Here is a 17,739-nt window from a genome sequence, read left to right as displayed (position 1 = left end):
TGAATTAACTAGGAAATCGAACATATGAACAGCCCAGTAAACGCCAACGTTGTCCACGAATCCGAAGCCCAGCGCCAACATGCCCGGGTCAAAATCCCGGCCAAGCTGCGCTTCTTCAACACCGACCGTACCCAGACCGAAGCACGGGTGATCGACCTGTCCGCCGGTGGCCTGGCGTTCACCGCCACCCAGCCGCTGACCGTGGGTGAAGTGCACAAGGGCCGCCTGCAGTTCGTGATCGATAACCTCGGTTTGGCGATGGATGTAGAGCTGCAGATTCGCTCCTACGACCGCCAAAGCGGCCGCACCGGTTGCCAGTTCCAGAACCTCGACGCCCAGGATATTTCCACCTTGCGCCACCTGATCACTTCGCACCTGTCCGGCGACATCGTGACCATGGGCGACGTGCTGGCCACCCTGCAACGCGACAACTTCACCAAGGCGCGCAAGGTCAAGGACGGCGGCAGCGGCATGACCGCGTTCGGCCGCCTGCGCGCGGTGGTGTTCAGCGCCGGGATCTTCATTGTCGGCCTCGCCGCGTTCGGTTTTGTGTTCAAGTCGGTGTACGGCATGTACTTCGTCAGCCACGCCCAGGCCGGCCTCGTCAGCGTGCCCGGCATGAACGTGACCATGCCGCGCGACGGCACCGTGCAGAGCCTGCTCAAAGGCGACGCGGTTGCAGCCAAAGGTGCGCCACTGGCGACGTTCAGCACCAGCATGCTCGATGTGCTCAAGGGCCATCTGGACGAAGACCAGCTGCAACCGGCCAAGGTTGAAGAGCTGTTCGGCAAGCAAATGACCGGCACCCTGACCTCGCCGTGCGATTGCGTGGTCGCCCAGCAATTGGTCGCTGACGGCCAGTACGCCAGCAAGGGCGATGTGATCTTCCAGTTGGTGCCACGCGGCAGCCAGGCCAATGTGGAAGCGCGCTTTACCTATCGCCAGTTCGCTGACGTGCGCCCAGGTACACAGGTGAACTTCCAGGTCGCCGACGAAGAACAGATCCGTACCGGCACCATCGTCAGCAGCACCAGCCTGAACAGCGCCGACTTGTCTTCCGACATTCGCGTGCAGATCAAGCCGGACGCGCCGCTGGACAGCACCTATGCCGGGCGCCCAGTGGAAGTCACCAGCGACCGCGGCCCTTCGCTGAACTGGCTGATCGATAAAGCCATGGCTCACGGTCTGTAAGCGGAGGACATGCCTGTGAACCCTATTTCAAGCACAACACAGAGCACTGTGGGAGTCGGGCTTGCCCGCGATGGGATCGACTCGGTGCACCTGAAAGACCGAGTTGCCCGCATCGCAGGCAAGCCAGCTCCCACACAGAGCGGGTCGCACTTCGCCTCTGCATTCTGCACATTGGCACTGGCGGTCAGCCTCGCCGGTTGCGCCGGCCTGCCCGACCAGCGCCTGGCCAACGAAGCCCTCAAACGTGGCGACACGGTCACCGCCCAACAGAACTACCAGCAGTTGGCAGACCTGGGCTACAGCGAAGCCCAAGTCGGCCTCGCTGACATCCAGGTCACCACCCGCGATCCCGAGCAAATCCGCCAGGCCGAGGCCACTTACCGCGCGGCCGCCGATACGTCGCCGCGTGCCCAGGCACGTCTGGGCCGCCTGCTGGTGGCCAAACCCGGCGCTACCGAAGCCGAACAGCACGAAGCCGAAGGCCTGCTGAAAAAAGCCTTTGCCAATGGCGAAGGCAACACCCTGATCCCGCTGGCGATGCTGTACCTGCAATACCCGCACAGCTTCCCCAACGTGAACGCCCAACAGCAAATCAGCAAATGGCAGGCGGCGGGTTACCCGGAAGCAGGTTTGGCCCAGGTGCTGCTGTATCGCACCCAGGGCACCTACGACCAGCACCTGGATGATGTGGAGCGCATCTGCAAGGCGGCGCTGAACACCACCGATATCTGCTACGTCGAGCTGGCCACGGTTTATCAGAAGAAAGCCGAGCCGGAAAAACAGGCCGAACTGCTCAAGCAGCTCGAAGCCGGCTACGCCCGTGGCACCGTCACCGCCCAGCGCGTCGACAGCGTAGCCCGCGTATTGGGTGATGCGACACTCGGCCAGCCGGATGAAAAAACCGCCCAGGCGCTGCTGGAAAAAATCGCCCCTGGCTATCCGGCCTCCTGGGTCAGCCTGGCGCAACTGCTCTACGACTTCCCCGAACTGGGCGACGTCGACCAGATGATGAAGTACCTGGACAACGGCCGCGCCGCCGACCAGCCGCGCGCCGAGCTGTTGCTGGGCAAGCTCTACTACGAAGGCAAATGGGTACCGGCAGACGCCAAGGCTGCCGAAGCGCATTTCGAGAAAGCCGTGGGCCGTGAAGTCGCCGCCGATTACTACCTCGGCCAGATCTACCGCCGTGGCTACCTGGGCAAGGTCTACTCGCAAAAAGCCCTCGACCACCTGCTGACCGCTGCACGCAACGGCCAGAACAGCGCCGACTTCGCCATCGCGCAATTGTTCTCCCAGGGCAAGGGCACCAAGCCCGACCCATTGAACGCCTATGTCTTCAGCCAATTGGCCAAAGCCCAGGACACGCCAGAGGCCAATGACCTGGCCACGCAGCTCGAAGCCCCGCTCACGCCTGAGCAACGCGCCGAAGGCCAACGCCTGGTGCAACAGGAACTGGCCACGCGCGGCACCCTGGCCCAGAGCACGCTGCAACTGCACGCCCTGCAAGAAGAAGACGGCGAGGAATCCCTATGAAGCTCAACCCATTCGTCAAGGCCGGTATCGGCCTGACCTTCGCCCTGCTGTGGTCGTGCCCGACCCTGGCCGCGCTGACCGAAGCCAAGAACTTCGGCCTGGAAGTCAAAGCCACCGCACAATCCGAAGATGACCGCGACCTCGGTACGCAAAAAGGCGGCGACGTCAACGGCATCGGCCTCGACCTGCGCCCGTGGGTCTACGGCGAAAGCGGCGCGTGGAGCGCCTACGCCATGGGCCAGGCGGTCGTGTCGAGTGACATCATCGAGACCGACCCCCTGCAACAATCGGCCGATGACGAAAATCAGCAAACCACCAACAACGACCGCAAGTCCAAGAAAAACTACCTGGCCATGCGCGAGTTCTGGGTCGGCTACAGCGGTTTCACGCCTTACCCGGGCGAGCTGCTCAAGCTGGGTCGCCAACGCCTGCGCAATGACGACGGCCAATGGCGCGACACCAATATCGAAGCGCTGAACTGGACCTTCGATACCACCCTGCTCAAGGCCAATGTCGGCGTTGCCGAACGCTTCAGCGAATACCGCACCGACCTCAAGGAGCTGTCGCCCAAGGACAAGGACCGCCAGCACCTCTACGCCGACGCCGCCTACCAGTGGACCCCAGGCCAGTGGATCGGCTTGCGCGCCCACCACACCCATGACAACGGTAAGCTCGACTACCCGGAACCGGGCGTGGCGACCGACTCGTTGGACAAGCGCGAAAACGGCGACCTGACCTGGCTCGGCATCGAAGCCAACAGCGACGCCTACAACTGGCGCAACACCAACACCGTCAACTACTGGGCCAGCGTCACCGGCATGAAAGGCAACCGCGACACGGTCAATGCCCTCAACGCCGACGGCACCCGCCCAACCCAGGCCAAACGCAGCGACGACGTGAATGGCTGGGCCACTGACATCGGCGTGCGCCTGCGCCTCGACCCGCAGTGGCAAGTCGGTGCGGCTTATTCCCGTGCCAGCGCCGAGTACGAGCAGAACGGCCTGCAAAGCAACCGTTCGAACTGGACCGGCACCCAGTCCCGCGTGCATCGCTTTGGCGAAGCGTTTCGCGGCGAGATGAACAACATGCAGTCCATGAGCCTGTTCGGTTCCTGGCAGCTGCGCGAGGACTACGACGCCAGCCTGGTCTATCACAAGTTCTGGCGCGTCGACGGCAACAAGCCGGTGGGCAGCAACGGCATCGATGCGGTGCAGAACAACACCGACGACGTGACCGGCGCGATCCTGTCCAGCACCTCGTTACCGCTGGAAGACGGCAAAAAAGACCTGGGTCAGGAGATGGACCTGGTGGTCACCAAGTACTTCAAAAAGGGCCTGTTGCCGGCCGCCCTCAGCCAGTCGATCGACGAGCCGTCGGCACTGGTGCGCTTTCGTGCAGGCGTGTTCAAGCCGGGCGATGCCTATGGCAGCCAGGTCGACTCGTACATGCACCGCGCGTTTGTCGACGTGATCTGGAAATTCTGATGGGAGCCTGCGCAATGAATGCTCAAAGCCTACTCGTCGCGGCAATGCTGATGGCCAGCGCCACAGCGTTTGCCGATACGGCGGCCAAGGCGCCGACCATCGCCAAGGAACTGCAACAGGCCAAGACCTACACCATTTCCAGCCCGCCCACCGCGCCGCTGGAACTGCCCAAGCCTGCGCTGCCCGACCTGACTGGCTACACCGCAGCGGCGATGGAAAAGAAGATCGTGCGCAGCAAACCGGGCAAAGTCAGCATCCGCCGCATGATGCAGGAAGACGCGCTCAAGGACTTTATCGGCGGCGATAACAAGATGGCCGAATGGGTGGTACGCCAGCACGGCATTCCCCAGGCAATCTTTGTCGACGACGGCTACCTGAACCTCAAGGACCTGCTCGGTAAAGTGCCCAAGCAGTACCTCAGTGAAACCTCGCCGGGCGTGTTTCTGGCCAAGCTGCCGATTGTGGTCGGGCGCAAAGGCATCCTCGACATCGACAAGAAGACCCAGGAGCTGCGCCTGTCCCAGCAAGCCGGTTCGTTCCTGATCAACGACGGCCAGCTGTTTGTGCGTGACACCAAAATCACCGGCTGGGACGAAAAGACCAACGGCCCGGCGCTGTTCAAGTCGCCCAAGGAGTTCCGCCCGTTCCTGCTGGCCTGGGGCGGCACCGAAACCTACATCTCCAAGACCAAGATGGCCAGCTTTGGCTACGCCAACAGTAAGTCTTACGGCGTGAGTATTTCCCAGTACACGCCGAACATGGCCAAGGTGCTCAAGCGCGCGGAACCGACCGGCTGGATCATCGATTCCGAGTTCTCCGACATGTGGTATGGCTTCTATTGCTACGAGACCACCGGCTTTGTGATCAAGGGCAACACCTACAAAGACAACATCGTCTACGGCATCGACCCGCACGACCGTTCCCACGGCCTGATCATTGCTGACAACACCGTCTACGGCACCAAGAAGAAGCACGGGATCATCATTTCCCGTGAGGTCAACGACAGCTTCATCTTCAACAACCGCAGCTACGACAACAAGCTCTCGGGCCTGGTGATCGACCGTAACAGCGTCAACAACCTGATCGCCGACAACGAGATCTACCGCAACCACACCGACGGCATCACCCTCTATGAGAGCGGCGACAACCTGTTGTGGGGCAACAAGGTCATCGCCAACCGTCGCCACGGCATCCGCGTGCGTAACAGCGTGAACATTCGCCTGTACGAGAACTCCGCCATGGCCAACGGGCTGACCGGCGTGTACGGGCACATCAAGGATTTGACCGACACCGACCGCGACATCGCCCTCGACCCGTTTGACGCGAAAGTCTCGCTGATCGTGGTCGGCGGCGAGCTGGCCGGCAACGGCAGCGGGCCGCTGTCGATTGATTCGCCGTTGAGCATCGAGCTGTACCGCGTGTCGATGCTGGCGCCGACCAAATCCAGCGGCATCAGCTTTGCCGGCGTGCTGGGCGATCGCCAGGAAGAGATTCTCGACCTGCTGGTGCGCCAGCAGAAAGCCGTGCTGATCGACCCTGTCGAACGCCAGACCCAAATGCAGGACTGAGGATGACCCTTATGCACCCACACATGATCAAACTGCTGAGCCTCTCGGGTCTGACCCTCGGCCTGCTGGCGGCCAGCCAGGGCGTGCGCGCCGATGAAATCAAGGCACCGACCTTCACCGCCGAGCCGTGCTGCAGCCTGTGCCCGGCCGCCCATGACGCGAAGAACTACACCACGCGCTACCAGCAGAACTTCACCACCCTAGTGCAAGCCCAGGGCGACTGGCTGTTCCGTACCCAGGAAGATTTGCGCACCGAATTCGACACCAGCCCCGCCGGCTACAAACGCATGCAGCAGCTGCACGATGCGTTCAAGGCCAAGGGCGTGGAACTGGTGGTGGTGTACCAGCCGACCCGAGGCCTGGTGAATCGCAACAAGCTCAACCCTGAGGAAAAAGCCGCGTTCAATTTTGACAAGGCGCTGGGCAACTACAAAAGCATGCTCGGCCGTTTCGCCAAGATGGGTTATGTGGTGCCGGACCTGTCGCCGTTGACCAACGAGCAACTGCCGGATGAACTGCCGGCCCACGACTTCTACTTCCGTGGTGACCAGCACTGGACGCCATACGGCGCCCAACGCACGGCAAAAATCGTCGGCGCCAAAGTGCGTGCCATGCCCGAGTTTGCCGATATTCCCAAGCGCGAATTCGAAACCAAACGCTCAGGGCGCATGGGCAAGACCGGCACCCTGCACAACATGGCCGGGCAACTGTGCGGCACCAGCTACGCAATCCAGTACATGGACCAGTTCACCACCGAGCCTAAAGGCGAAGCCGGTGACGGCGACCTGTTCGGCGATTCGGGCAACCCGCAGATCACCCTGGTGGGCACCAGCCACAGCGGCAAGAACTACAACTTCGCCGGCTTCCTGGAGCAGGAAATCGGTGCCGACATCCTTAACGTCGCCTTCCCCGGCGGCGGTCTGGAAGGCTCGATGATCCAGTACCTGGGCAGCGACGAGTTCCAGAAGACGCCGCCGAAAATCCTTATCTGGGAATTCTCGCCGCTGTACCGCCTCGACCAGGAAACCATTTACCGCCAGATGATGGCGCTGCTCGACAACGGCTGCGAAGGCAAGCCTGCGCAAATGAGCGCCAGCACCACGCTCAAACCCGGCAAGAACGAGTTGATGGTCAACAGCTCGAACAAAGACCTGCGCAACGCCAACCATCAGGTCGATATCCGCTTCGCCGACCCGTCGGTGAAAACCCTGCAAGCCACCCTCTGGTACATGAACGGGCGCCACGAGGACATCAAGATCGAGAAACCCGAAACATCCGATACAGACGGGCGTTTCGCCTTTGAACTGCGCACCGATGAAGACTGGGCCTCGCAGAACTTGCTGGCCGTGGAAGTGCAAGGCCCCGAAGCGGGCACTGCCGCGCAGAAAGTCGAAGCGAAAATTTGCACACGCAACGTGTTCTCGGCGGGTGGTCAACAGACCGCCCAGCTTGGGAAGTGAGGTTACTTATGCAGAAATTATTGATTCCAACGCTGCTGGGCCTGGCGATGTTCGCAGGTGTAGTCAACGCCGCCGCGCCACTGCGTCCACCTCAAGGCTATTTCGCCCCGGTGGAAGCGTTCAAGACCGGCGACTTCAAGAATGACTGCGACGCCATGCCGGCGCCGTACACCGGCTCGCTGCAATTTCGCAGCAAGTACGAAGGCTCGGACAAGGCCCGTGCCACCCTGAATGTGCAATCGGAAAAAGCCTTTCGCGACAGCACCGCCGACATCACCAAGCTGGAAAAAGACACCAGCAAGCGCGTGATGCAGTTCATGCGCGACGGCCGCCCGGAGCAGTTGGAGTGCACCCTCAACTGGCTTACGAGCTGGGCCAAGGCCGATGCCTTGATGTCCAAGGACTTCAACCACACCGGCAAGTCCATGCGCAAATGGGCGCTGGGCAGCATGGCCTCGGCCTATGTACGCCTGAAGTTCTCCGACTCGCACCCGCTGGCCAATCATCAGCAGGAATCGCAATTGATCGAGGCCTGGTTCAACAAACTCGCCGATCAAGTGGTCAGCGACTGGGACAACCTGCCCCTGGATAAAACCAACAACCACTCCTACTGGGCCGCTTGGTCGGTGATGGCCACGTCCATCGCCACCAACCGTCGCGACCTGTTTGATTGGGCGGTGAAGGAATACAAGGTCGGCGCCAACCAGGTGGACGCCCAGGGCTTCTTGCCCAACGAACTGAAGCGCCAGCAACGCGCCCTGGCGTACCACAACTACGCGCTGCCGCCGCTGTCGATGATCGCCAGCTTTGCCCTGGTCAACGGTGTGGACCTGCGCCAGGAAAATAACGGCGCGCTCAAACGCCTGGGCGACAAGGTGCTGGCCGGGGTGAAAGACCCGGACATCTTCGAGAAGAAGAACGGCAAAGAGCAGGACATGAAGGACCTCAAGGAGGACATGAAATTTGCCTGGCTTGAACCCTTCTGCACCCTCTACACCTGCGCGCCGGAGGTGATCGAGCGCAAGCACGGCATGCAGCCGTTCAAGACCTTCCGCCTCGGCGGTGACCTGACCAAGGTCTACGACCCGACGCACGAAAAAGGCAACAAAGGCAGCTGATACACAGCTCCCACACCTGGACTCGGTCCAAATGTGGGAGCTGGCTTGCCTGCTCCCACACTGAACGCGTACACCCTCCCAGATTCGTGGGGGGTTTGGGGGGGCCGTTGGCCCTTGACTGTTGGTTAAACATGGAGAGATCGGGATGGTTTTCTCGTCCAATGTGTTCCTGTTTCTGTTCTTGCCGATCTTTCTCGGCTTGTACTACTTGAGCGGGCAACGCTATCGCAATCTGCTGCTGCTGATTGCCAGCTACGTGTTCTACGCCTGGTGGCGAGTGGACTTCCTGGCGCTGTTCGCCGCCGTGACGCTGTGGAATTACTGGATCGGCCTCAAGGTCGGTGCCGCCGGCGTGCGCACCAAACCAGCGCAGCGCTGGCTGTTGCTCGGCGTGGCTGTCGACCTGTGCATCCTCGGCTACTTCAAGTACGCCAACTTCGGCGTCGACAGCATCAATGTGATGATGAAGTCGGCGGGCCTGGAGCCGTTTATCCTCACCCACGTACTGTTGCCGATTGGCATCTCGTTCTACATCTTCGAGTCCATCAGCTACATCATCGACGTGTACCGAGGCGATACCCCGGCAACCCGCAACCTGATCGACTTCGCGGCGTTCGTGGCGATCTTCCCGCACCTGATTGCAGGTCCCGTGTTGCGCTTCCGTGACCTGGCCGACCAGTTCAACAACCGCACCCACACCCTCGACAAGTTCTCCGAGGGCTGCACGCGGTTCATGCAAGGTTTCATCAAGAAAGTCTTCATCGCCGACACCCTGGCGGTGGTGGCCGACCATTGCTTCGCCCTGCAAAACCCGACCACGGGCGATGCCTGGCTCGGCGCGCTGGCTTACACCGCGCAGCTGTACTTCGACTTCTCCGGCTACAGCGACATGGCCATCGGCCTGGGCTTGATGATGGGTTTCCGCTTCATGGAAAACTTCAAGCAGCCGTACATCAGCCAGTCGATCACCGAGTTCTGGCGGCGCTGGCACATCAGCCTGTCCACTTGGCTGCGTGACTACCTGTACATCACCCTGGGCGGCAACCGTAAAGGCACGCTGATCACCTATCGCAACCTGTTCCTGACCATGCTGCTCGGTGGCCTGTGGCATGGCGCAAACATCACCTACATCGTGTGGGGCGCGTGGCACGGTATGTGGTTGGCGATTGAAAAAGCCATCGGCCTGAATACCGCGCCACGCAGTTTCAATCTGCTGCGCTGGGCCTTCACCTTCCTGCTGGTGGTGATGGGCTGGGTGATCTTCCGCGCCGAAAACCTGCACGTCGCCGGGCGTATGTACGGCGCGATGTTCAGCTTTGGTGAGTGGTCGTTGTCAGAACTCAACCGCGCCAGCCTCACTGGCCTGCAAGTGGCAACCCTGGTGGTGGCCTACGCAACACTGGCGTTCTTTGGCCTGCGCGATTTCTACAACAATCGCCCTGCCGAAAAAGCCAAACCCGCCGACCCGAGCCTGATCAAGGCAGTACCGGGCGACAACCCAGGCAGCATCCACCAGCCCGGTTTCAGCGTGGGCCAGGACGCCGCCGTGCAACCGGCCTACTGGACCGCTGACTGGCCACGCTACGCCATGCGCGCCACCGTACTGCTGCTGTTCGTGGCCTCGATTCTGAAACTGTCGGCGCAGAGTTTCTCGCCGTTCCTTTACTTCCAATTTTGAGGGAGCCGACCATGACCCGTTCATTTCGCGTCCTCTATATCACGCTGTTCCTGCTGGTGCTGCTGGCCCTGGGCGCCTGGTCGCTGCGCAGCTTCTTCGGCTTCAGCACCAACGCCGACGCCACCGTGCTCAACGGCCGCTGGACCAAGGCCGTCGAGACCCACTACGACGATGAGTTCCCGATCAAGCGCCTGGGCACCAACCTCTGGGCGGCGCTGGACTACAAGCTGTTCAATGAAGGCCGCCCCGGCGTGGTGCTGGGCCGCGACCACTGGTTGTACAGCGACGAGGAATTCAACCCCATCGTCAACGAGGACCAGAACCTGCAAGGCAACTACGCGCTGGTCGAAGGCGTGCGCCAAAAACTCAAGGCCCAGGGCATCCAACTGGTGATGGCGATCGTGCCGGCCAAGGTGCGCTTGTACCCGGAACACCTGGGTAAAGTGAAACCGGCGAGCATCCACGCCAACCTGTACGAGGACTTCCACGCCCGTGTGGCGGCCGACAAGATCATCGCCCCTGACCTGCTTGGCCCGCTGCAACAGGCCAAGCTGGGCGGCACGCAAGTGTTCCTGCGCACCGATACCCACTGGACCCCGGACGGTGCGGAAATCGCTGCCAAACAATTGGCCAAGACCATTGCCGACAAGACGCCGTTGAGCGGCGAGCCGCAGCGTTTTGTCACTGAAGCCGAAAAAACCGAACCGCACAAAGGTGACCTGCGCCTGTTCCTGCCGCTGGACCCGCTGTTCGAAAACCTGATGCCGCCTAAAGAGCCGCTGCAAAAACGCGTCACGCACCTGGCGGAAAACAAAGGCGACGACGCCCTGTTTGCCGACAGTGAAACGCCAGTGGCTCTGGTGGGCACCAGCTACAGCGCCAACCCCAACTGGAACTTCGTCGGCGCCCTCAAGCAAGCCTTGCACAGCGACGTCATCAACTACTCCGAAGACGGCCACGGCCCGATCCTGCCGATGCTCAGCTACCTGAAAAGCGATGACTTCAAGAACAGCCCGCCCCAAGTGCTGATCTGGGAGTTTCCGGAACGTTATCTGCCCGTCAACAACGAAATCGGTGATGCCGACCCGCAGTGGGTTGCGCAGCTTAAACAAGCCGGTTCGCGCCAACAGAACATGGCTTTGAACACTCAAAAATCCGAGACGCCCGACCGGGCGCAAAACTGAAAGAGAGGTAACTCACATGACTTTCACTACTACTCCGCGTCGTCTCGCCAAGACCCTGGCCATCGCTGCCGGCTTGAGCTTCGTATCGATGTCCGCCTTCGCCGGGGGCGACGCCGCGCTCTACGGCCCGACTGCACCGAAAGGCTCAAGCTTTGTGCGGATCTACAACGCATCGAACCAGGAAGTCAGCGCTACCGTCGGCGCGACCAATTTGAGCGATGTGGCGCCGCTGGCCAGCAGTGACTTCAGCTTCATGCCCGGCGGCGACTACAGCGCCAAGGTCGGCAGCCAGACCGTGCCGGTCAAACTTGCCGCTGACCACTACTACACCCTGGTTAACAGCGGCAGCGGCCAGCCCCAGCTGATCGAAGAGCCGCCGTTCAAGAACAAGCAAAAATCCCTGGTGCGTGTGCAGAACCTCAGCGACAAGGCCCTGACCCTGAAAACCGCCGACGGCAAGACCGACGTGGTCAAGTCGGTGGCTGCCAAGGGCCGTGGCGAGCGCGAAATCAACCCGGTGAAAGTCAGCCTGGCGTTGTACGACGGTGACAAGAAAGTCGGCGATGTGAAGCCGGTGGCTTTGGAACGGGGTGAAGCGGCGGTGCTGTACGTGACCGGCTCGGGTTCGAGCATTTCGCCAGTGTGGGTCAAGCGCCCCGTGTCGACCCGCTGATGATTTCCCTGAGTTGACACGCCCCTTGTGGGAGCTGGCTTGCCTGCGATGGCAGTCTTGAAGGCGCCATCGCAGGCAAGCCAGCTCCCACACTGTGCGCGTTTCGACTCAGGACCGAGACAAAAACAAGAGTGAAACGACAAACCTTCGTAGCTCTGACCCAAATCGATTCAAGGAGAAACACCCATGATCCCAGTAATCCTTTCCGGTGGTAGCGGCTCACGTCTTTGGCCGCTTTCCCGCAAACAGTTCCCCAAGCAATTCCTGGCCTTGACCGGCGAACACACACTGTTCCAGCAAACCCTGGAGCGCCTGGTGTTCGAAGGCATGGACGCCCCGATCGTGGTCTGCAACAAGGACCACCGCTTCATCGTCAACGAGCAACTGAGCACGCGTAAGCTCGAATGCCAACGCATCCTGATGGAGCCGTTCGGCCGCAACACCGCGCCGGCCGTGGCCCTGACTGCGATGATGCTGGTCAACGAAGGCCGCGACGAGCTGATGCTGGTGCTGCCCGCCGACCACGTGATCGACGACCAGAAAGCCCTGCAACGCGCCCTGGCCCTGGCCACCGTGGCGGCCGAGCGTGGCGAGATGGTGCTGTTCGGCGTGCCGGCAACCCGCCCGGAAACCGGTTACGGCTACATCAAGTCCAGCAACGATTCGCTGCTGCCCGAAGGCGTCAGCCGCGTGCAACAGTTCGTGGAAAAACCCGATGAAAAACGCGCCGTCGAGTTCGTCAAAAGCGGCGGCTACTTCTGGAACAGCGGCATGTTCCTGTTCCGCGCCAGCCGTTTTCTTGAAGAGCTGAAAAAACACGACCCGGACATCTACGACACCTGCGTGCTGACCCTGGAACGCAGCGAGCAAGATGCCGACACCGTGACCTTCGACGAATCTACCTTCGCCTGCTGCCCGGACAACTCCATCGACTACGCCGTGATGGAAAAAACCCAGCGCGCCTGCGTGGTGCCGTTGAGTGCCGGCTGGAGCGACGTGGGTTGCTGGGCCTCGTTGTGGGCGGTCAATGACAAAGACGTCAATGGCAACGTCAGCAAAGGCGACGTGGTGATCCAGGACAGCCGCAACTGCATGATCCACGGCAACGGCAAGCTGGTGTCGGTGATCGGCCTGGACAATATCGTGGTGGTGGAAACCAAGGACGCGATGATGATTGCCCACAAGGACAAGGTCCAGGGCGTCAAGCAGATGGTCTCCACCCTCAACGACCAGGGCCGCAGCGAAACCCAGAACCACTGCGAAGTCTACCGCCCGTGGGGCTCCTACGACTCGGTGGACATGGGCGGGCGTTTCCAGGTCAAGCACATCTCGGTCAAGCCGGGCGCGTGCCTGTCGCTGCAGATGCACCACCACCGCGCCGAACACTGGATCGTGGTCAGCGGCACGGCCGAAGTCACCTGTGACGACAACGTGTTCCTGCTCTGCGAGAACCAGTCCACCTACATCCCGATCGCCTCGGTGCACCGCCTGCGTAACCCGGGCAAGATCCCGTTGGAGATCATCGAAGTGCAATCGGGCAGCTACCTGGGCGAAGACGATATCGAGCGCTTTGAAGATATCTACGGTCGCTCGACGCCGGTTGAACGTGGCGTTTCGGTGAAAACTATCGCGCAGTAACACGGTCGTACAAGAAGCCCTCATCCAGCCCGTTGCGTCCCCTATCCGCAGTGGGCTGGGTGGGGGCTTTTTCTTGGGTTTTGCAGTGACCGTAAGGGCCTCATCGCAGGCAAGCCAGCTCCCACAGTTGGACCGGGTATGCTCTTGGAATGCAGTCGAATGTGGGAGCTGGCTTGCCTGCGATGGCGTCCGAAAGCATCCCGCCAGCATTGACCCTTGCCCCCATCCTGCCTATCCTCGCGCCTGTCACGACTCATTCGTGATGAGGTTTGACGGCCTCGCGAACTCATAGGATCCCATTTTCATCAGGAGATCCACCATGTCCAAACAAACCACCCGCCCCACCCCCTTCGGCCCCAGCAACCGCAGTGAAGAACCTCTTTTTTGCGTACAACCCGGCATTCCCATCGAACATGCACTGGAACATGCCAGCTATGTTTTAGGCACCGCGCGCGTGCTCACCTTGGCAGCTCAAGACTTGTGCACCGAACACCAGAGCTACCTGAACTGGGCCAGCCTGCAATTAGCCGAAACCGGTTTGGCATTGGTTGAGGCTTCCATCGAAGGCTTGCAGGCGGATTCTTCTGCTCAGTAAGCAATTCATCGGGAGCAAGCCCCCTCCCGCCGTTGGCCGTATTTCAAAGCAGGGACGCGGTTAAATGCGGGAGGGGCCGTAGAGGCTACGCAGTGAATGGCGTTTGCCCGTGGGTAATGATTCGACTCACCGGCTCACCTTCGACGCTGTACTTCAAGGGCAGGGCGTATGTCGTCTCCACATAAAAAATATGTGGGTTATCGGTTTTCATGACCGCCAGCCCCGAGGTATTGACCTCGTAGTAATGCGTCATCTTGTCCAATTGGTTGCCATGTCGCCGGCGCCCAAAAATAGTCGTGGAGATCTCTTTGGTTGCCGCATCATCAGGCGCCAGATCCGTAAAGTAATGCCTGCCTTTCCCACGCGGTAACGGCTTGCCATCCACGTTAAGCACCGAGGACTGCAAATGCCAATCGCTGTTGATTGCGGCATGAGACTTTGCCCCGGTGTAATGGTAGAAACGGTTCTCGCCTTTGACGGGCGGATCCATCAGCGCCTTTTCACCCTGGAAAACTTCAGGCAACTTGGGTCGTTTAAAGGCCGGTTGACTGCCGGCCCCCCCCACGCCTGCGGCTGAACCAGAGCTGCCTTGCCCGGCAGGACGTTTTTGCGGCGCAGGCCTGATCCCATTCATGCGTTGCAGTGTTTCGGGCTTGACGCCTCCCAGCAGGCTGTTCAGTCGCCATTCGCCGGTGCCTGTTGGCTGGAGGAACATCACCGTTTTCTGGGTGACAGGATCAATAACCCGAACCTGGCCGCCCGCAACTTTATAGTTCCGGCTGATTTCAAATACTCGGCTGGTGGCTGTGCCATCGGTGAAACGAACATAGTGCTGATCACCGACTTGGTAAGTGCCATCCCCTTTTATATTCCGGCCCTCAAGCAGGCTATCAGGCAGTGAGTGAGCACTGTAGTCGGGCAGTTGGCGACCGGTGCCGGCGATGTCGGATACCGTGTTCGCTACCTTCCCAGAGACGCCAACATTGACAGACTGCTCCTGCAATATTTGCTTCAGCTCCCCGAAACTACTTTTCAACACTGTCTTCCCGCCCCTTGCCAGCCCCACTGCCAGGTCTCCCAGACCGTCGGTGGGGTTCAAGCCACTGGCAACTGAGCGCAAAACCGTATCGGACACCTTGAACGCCCGTGTTCCGAGCTTTTCACTCAACTTGCCCAACGCTTTGCTCGCCTGCCCCAGCCCTTTGCCGAATGGCAGGATGAAACCAAAGATATCCAGCGCAAAGTCCTTGATGGCCGCGCCGGTATTGCCCTTGACTGCGTTTTCGATGGCATTTTTAAACGGAATCAATCCGGTCACAAAATCATGCGCGGCCTTGATGCCGGCCTCTTCCTTTTCCACCTCGGTCACGCCTTTGGCGCCTGCCTTTATGGCATCGCGATCATGTAACAGGTGGTCGGCGATCACCTTGGCGATCGTGTCGAACCGAGCATTCACGGAAACCGCGGAACTGGCGTCCTGCCCTTGCCTGGGCTCAGGCAAATAAGGCGCGTTGAGCTGCTGAGTCAACAGCCCCGTCGAAACCTTGCCGGCCTGTGGCGGGGTGCCGTTTTCATAGGCCTCATAATCGACCGGAACACTGACCCCTTTAGCCTGAGTCGTGGCGTAGGTTTGAGCGTTGGCCACTCGTGGAGGGGGGTTAGGCAGATACCGGGGCAGGTCGTCGCGACGGCGGATGACGCCTTGCAGGGGGAACACTTCGTAGTACACATGGCGCAGGTTTTTAACGTCCCGGTCACTGCCGTTTTTGTCGACTTTGGTCAGCACCCGCATCAACAGTCCGTAACGCGCCTTGGCCGCTTGTGCCTGTTCCGGGCTCTCCGTCTCCTCAGCCTGCGCAACACCGGCTTTGCGTAGAGAAAAAAACTCGACCTTACCCGACGCGATGGTGTGTCTGTCTTGCGCAGACAGCTGCAATAGTTGGTGTCTGGAGGTGGTTGTCACGCCCTCCTTCAAGTTGTTGAAGTAGCTATCGAACTGGCTGTCGAATGCCTGGTTGACATCAGGAAGCGGCTTGACCCGGGTGAAACGGTTACCTAACTGAAAATCGTACCGCTGCCCTCTTGGGATACGGTCCATCTTTCCTGACATGTAGATATCCAGTAACGAGTGGTACTGGCTTTCACTGGCATCGATGTTGGCAATGCTGATATTACGCACATCAAATGAGTGATCGGCCCCATAGGCCTCTTTCAGGTTTTCAACTGCGATGTTCTCGCGGGTGGGCATGGCGGCGCTTATCTGCTCATGGGCTTTTTTCAATGAGGAGAGTTCCTCATTGAAGGCGTCGCGTAACCCGACCACGTCTTGCGACGTATAGTCTTCATCGTCCTTACCTGCCATTTCATCCTGGGCAACGCCCCACTGAATCAACGCATTGGACTGAGCCTTGGCCTCGACAACCCCCTCGGCCTCCGAGACAGGACTGTGATTGGCCAGCCTCATGAACGTTTGAAAATCGGTGTATGTCGCAATGCCCGGCGTCCAAAACTCTTGCGCCTGCACAACCGCCGACAGCTTGGCAAAGGCCGCAGACTTAACCACCAGGTTGCTGGGCATATCTTCGGCAATGAAGGCAGGGTCAGCGCCTGCAAGCAATAAGCGCGCGGCGGCCGGTGCCAGCTCGACAGGCACCTTGCCCTGGTCCACCAGATGTTTCTCCAGGCGCGAGACGACCACCGAAGGATGGACATCTCGATTGGCTGGCTGGTAAAGGTCATACCCGGCCACGACGCCACGCTTGCTGCCGGCCTGCGGATCCAGCTCCAGCACCATTGCCGCCAACGCCCAACTTGCATCTTTGCTGGTCAGTGACGCGTCACTGTTGAGGGCCATTTCCAGCGTTTGGCCCAAGTTTCTGATCTGAGCACTGCCCAGCATGCTTTCAAGCAGCTGCGCGGCGCTCATGCCTTGAAGCGAAACCCCATGCTTCTCATAAAAAGCAGCGAAGATGCCTTTGCCAGGCGACAGCGTGGCCATTTCGGCGGCGGCCATTTCGCTTAGCCGGGTGCGCTGACCACTGTCCAATGTGGCGGGCTGGGATAACAGCCCCCAGTAATTGCCGTGCTCAACCGGCTCAGGCAACGGCTCCTTGCACACGGCGATGAGGTTGGCCAGTTGCCCAAGATCCTTGGGGACCAGCCATTGATTTTCCCGCAGGAACCACGCCAGCGGCACATCCTCGCCCGGCGCGATTTTATAGGCGCGCCCAAAAGTAGAAACGTGATGAGCGGAAAATTTCTTCACTTCGAGCAACGCTGCAACATCCAGACTCGGATCCTCGGCGATGGCCGCCTGGATCTCTTCCAACGCCACCGTCAGGCAATAATTGGTATGAATATTCCCTGCCAATTCTTGGCGCTGACTGAGCGTCAGCGCCGAAGGCTTAGAGGTGTCGCGGGCCGGAGGGTTTTCCAGTGTGGCTCTGCGCAACCGAGGCACCCTGGGCGTTTGGGGAGCCGAAGGCGCTTGCAACGGTTCATTGCCCACCGCCGCAGGAGGTGGTTCAACCGGCAATGAAGAGGGTGGCGTTATAGCCAAAAACGGTTGCTGATTGCCTGGACTGAGGGGGCGGTAAATCATCGACTCTTTCTCACAT

12 protein-coding genes are annotated in these 17,739 nt (G+C 60.2%); 11 read left to right on the top strand and 1 reads right to left on the bottom strand.

Annotated elements, in window-relative coordinates:
• Positions 1 to 24 precede the first annotated feature (24 nt).
• The 11 genes from HBO41_RS16300 to HBO41_RS16250 all read left to right on the top strand — a co-directional run bounded on the left by HBO41_RS16300 (position 25) and on the right by HBO41_RS16250 (position 14,122).
• Complete coding sequence (locus HBO41_RS16300; protein WP_017135214.1) at positions 25 to 1,191, top strand: alginate biosynthesis protein Alg44; 1,167 nt, start codon at positions 25 to 27, stop codon at positions 1,189 to 1,191.
• Positions 1,192 to 1,302: 111 nt separating this feature from the next.
• Positions 1,303 to 2,724, top strand: coding sequence for an alginate biosynthesis TPR repeat lipoprotein AlgK (algK, locus tag HBO41_RS16295; RefSeq protein ID WP_050547728.1), 1,422 nt, complete (start codon positions 1,303 to 1,305; stop codon positions 2,722 to 2,724).
• The gene (locus tag HBO41_RS16290) at positions 2,721 to 4,208 is read left to right on the top strand and encodes an alginate export family protein (RefSeq protein WP_017135216.1); all 1,488 of its coding nucleotides are present in this window, start codon (positions 2,721 to 2,723) and stop codon (positions 4,206 to 4,208) included. Before algK ends, HBO41_RS16290 begins: the two co-directional genes overlap by 4 nt.
• On the top strand, positions 4,208 to 5,776 hold the full coding sequence (algG, locus tag HBO41_RS16285) for a mannuronan 5-epimerase AlgG (protein ID WP_017135217.1): 1,569 nt from the start codon (positions 4,208 to 4,210) through the stop codon (positions 5,774 to 5,776). Before HBO41_RS16290 ends, algG begins: the two co-directional genes overlap by 1 nt.
• A gap of 11 nt (positions 5,777 to 5,787) precedes the next feature.
• On the top strand, positions 5,788 to 7,236 hold the full coding sequence (locus tag HBO41_RS16280) for an alginate O-acetyltransferase (protein WP_169986989.1): 1,449 nt from the start codon (positions 5,788 to 5,790) through the stop codon (positions 7,234 to 7,236).
• A gap of 8 nt (positions 7,237 to 7,244) precedes the next feature.
• Positions 7,245 to 8,354 (top strand): mannuronate-specific alginate lyase, encoded by a 1,110-nt coding sequence (locus HBO41_RS16275; RefSeq protein WP_169986938.1) that lies wholly within the window; start codon positions 7,245 to 7,247, stop codon positions 8,352 to 8,354.
• 145 nt (positions 8,355 to 8,499) lie between these two features.
• On the top strand, positions 8,500 to 10,032 hold the full coding sequence (locus tag HBO41_RS16270; RefSeq protein ID WP_017135220.1) for an MBOAT family protein: 1,533 nt from the start codon (positions 8,500 to 8,502) through the stop codon (positions 10,030 to 10,032).
• 11 nt (positions 10,033 to 10,043) lie between these two features.
• Complete coding sequence (locus HBO41_RS16265; protein ID WP_138452514.1) at positions 10,044 to 11,216, top strand: alginate O-acetyltransferase; 1,173 nt, start codon at positions 10,044 to 10,046, stop codon at positions 11,214 to 11,216.
• Positions 11,217 to 11,232: 16 nt separating this feature from the next.
• Entirely contained in the window at positions 11,233 to 11,889 is a 657-nt protein-coding gene (locus tag HBO41_RS16260) for an alginate O-acetyltransferase AlgF (protein WP_017135222.1), read from the top strand.
• Positions 11,890 to 12,075: 186 nt separating this feature from the next.
• Positions 12,076 to 13,527, top strand: a complete 1,452-nt coding sequence (locus HBO41_RS16255) for a mannose-1-phosphate guanylyltransferase/mannose-6-phosphate isomerase (protein WP_017138155.1) — start codon at positions 12,076 to 12,078, stop codon at positions 13,525 to 13,527.
• Positions 13,528 to 13,846: 319 nt separating this feature from the next.
• Entirely contained in the window at positions 13,847 to 14,122 is a 276-nt protein-coding gene (locus tag HBO41_RS16250; protein ID WP_169986936.1) for a DUF3077 domain-containing protein, read from the top strand.
• 85 nt (positions 14,123 to 14,207) lie between these two features.
• Here the strand turns inward: HBO41_RS16250 and HBO41_RS16245 are convergent, their stop codons facing one another.
• A complete protein-coding gene (locus HBO41_RS16245) occupies positions 14,208 to 17,582 on the bottom strand; it encodes a hypothetical protein (protein WP_346342961.1) in 3,375 nt (1,124 codons plus the stop codon).
• Positions 17,583 to 17,739 lie beyond the last annotated feature (157 nt).

It is taken from the genome of Pseudomonas sp. WS 5146, assembly GCF_012985495.1.
In the GTDB taxonomy this organism is placed as follows: Bacteria; Pseudomonadota; Gammaproteobacteria; order Pseudomonadales; family Pseudomonadaceae; genus Aquipseudomonas; species Aquipseudomonas edaphica.
The sequence above is the reverse complement of the archived record's forward strand: the minus strand, read 5'-3'. Positions and strand labels throughout refer to the sequence as shown.

Coding starts and splice junctions, on each gene's coding strand:
- HBO41_RS16275 (WP_169986938.1), top strand. CDS start 7,245: ATGCAGAAATTATTGATTCCAACGCTGCTGGGCCTGGCGATGTTCGCA.
- algG (WP_017135217.1), top strand. CDS start 4,208: ATGGGAGCCTGCGCAATGAATGCTCAAAGCCTACTCGTCGCGGCAATG.
- HBO41_RS16260 (WP_017135222.1), top strand. CDS start 11,233: ATGACTTTCACTACTACTCCGCGTCGTCTCGCCAAGACCCTGGCCATC.
- HBO41_RS16255 (WP_017138155.1), top strand. CDS start 12,076: ATGATCCCAGTAATCCTTTCCGGTGGTAGCGGCTCACGTCTTTGGCCG.
- HBO41_RS16300 (WP_017135214.1), top strand. CDS start 25: ATGAACAGCCCAGTAAACGCCAACGTTGTCCACGAATCCGAAGCCCAG.
- HBO41_RS16270 (WP_017135220.1), top strand. CDS start 8,500: ATGGTTTTCTCGTCCAATGTGTTCCTGTTTCTGTTCTTGCCGATCTTT.
- HBO41_RS16280 (WP_169986989.1), top strand. CDS start 5,788: ATGCACCCACACATGATCAAACTGCTGAGCCTCTCGGGTCTGACCCTC.
- HBO41_RS16290 (WP_017135216.1), top strand. CDS start 2,721: ATGAAGCTCAACCCATTCGTCAAGGCCGGTATCGGCCTGACCTTCGCC.
- HBO41_RS16250 (WP_169986936.1), top strand. CDS start 13,847: ATGTCCAAACAAACCACCCGCCCCACCCCCTTCGGCCCCAGCAACCGC.
- HBO41_RS16265 (WP_138452514.1), top strand. CDS start 10,044: ATGACCCGTTCATTTCGCGTCCTCTATATCACGCTGTTCCTGCTGGTG.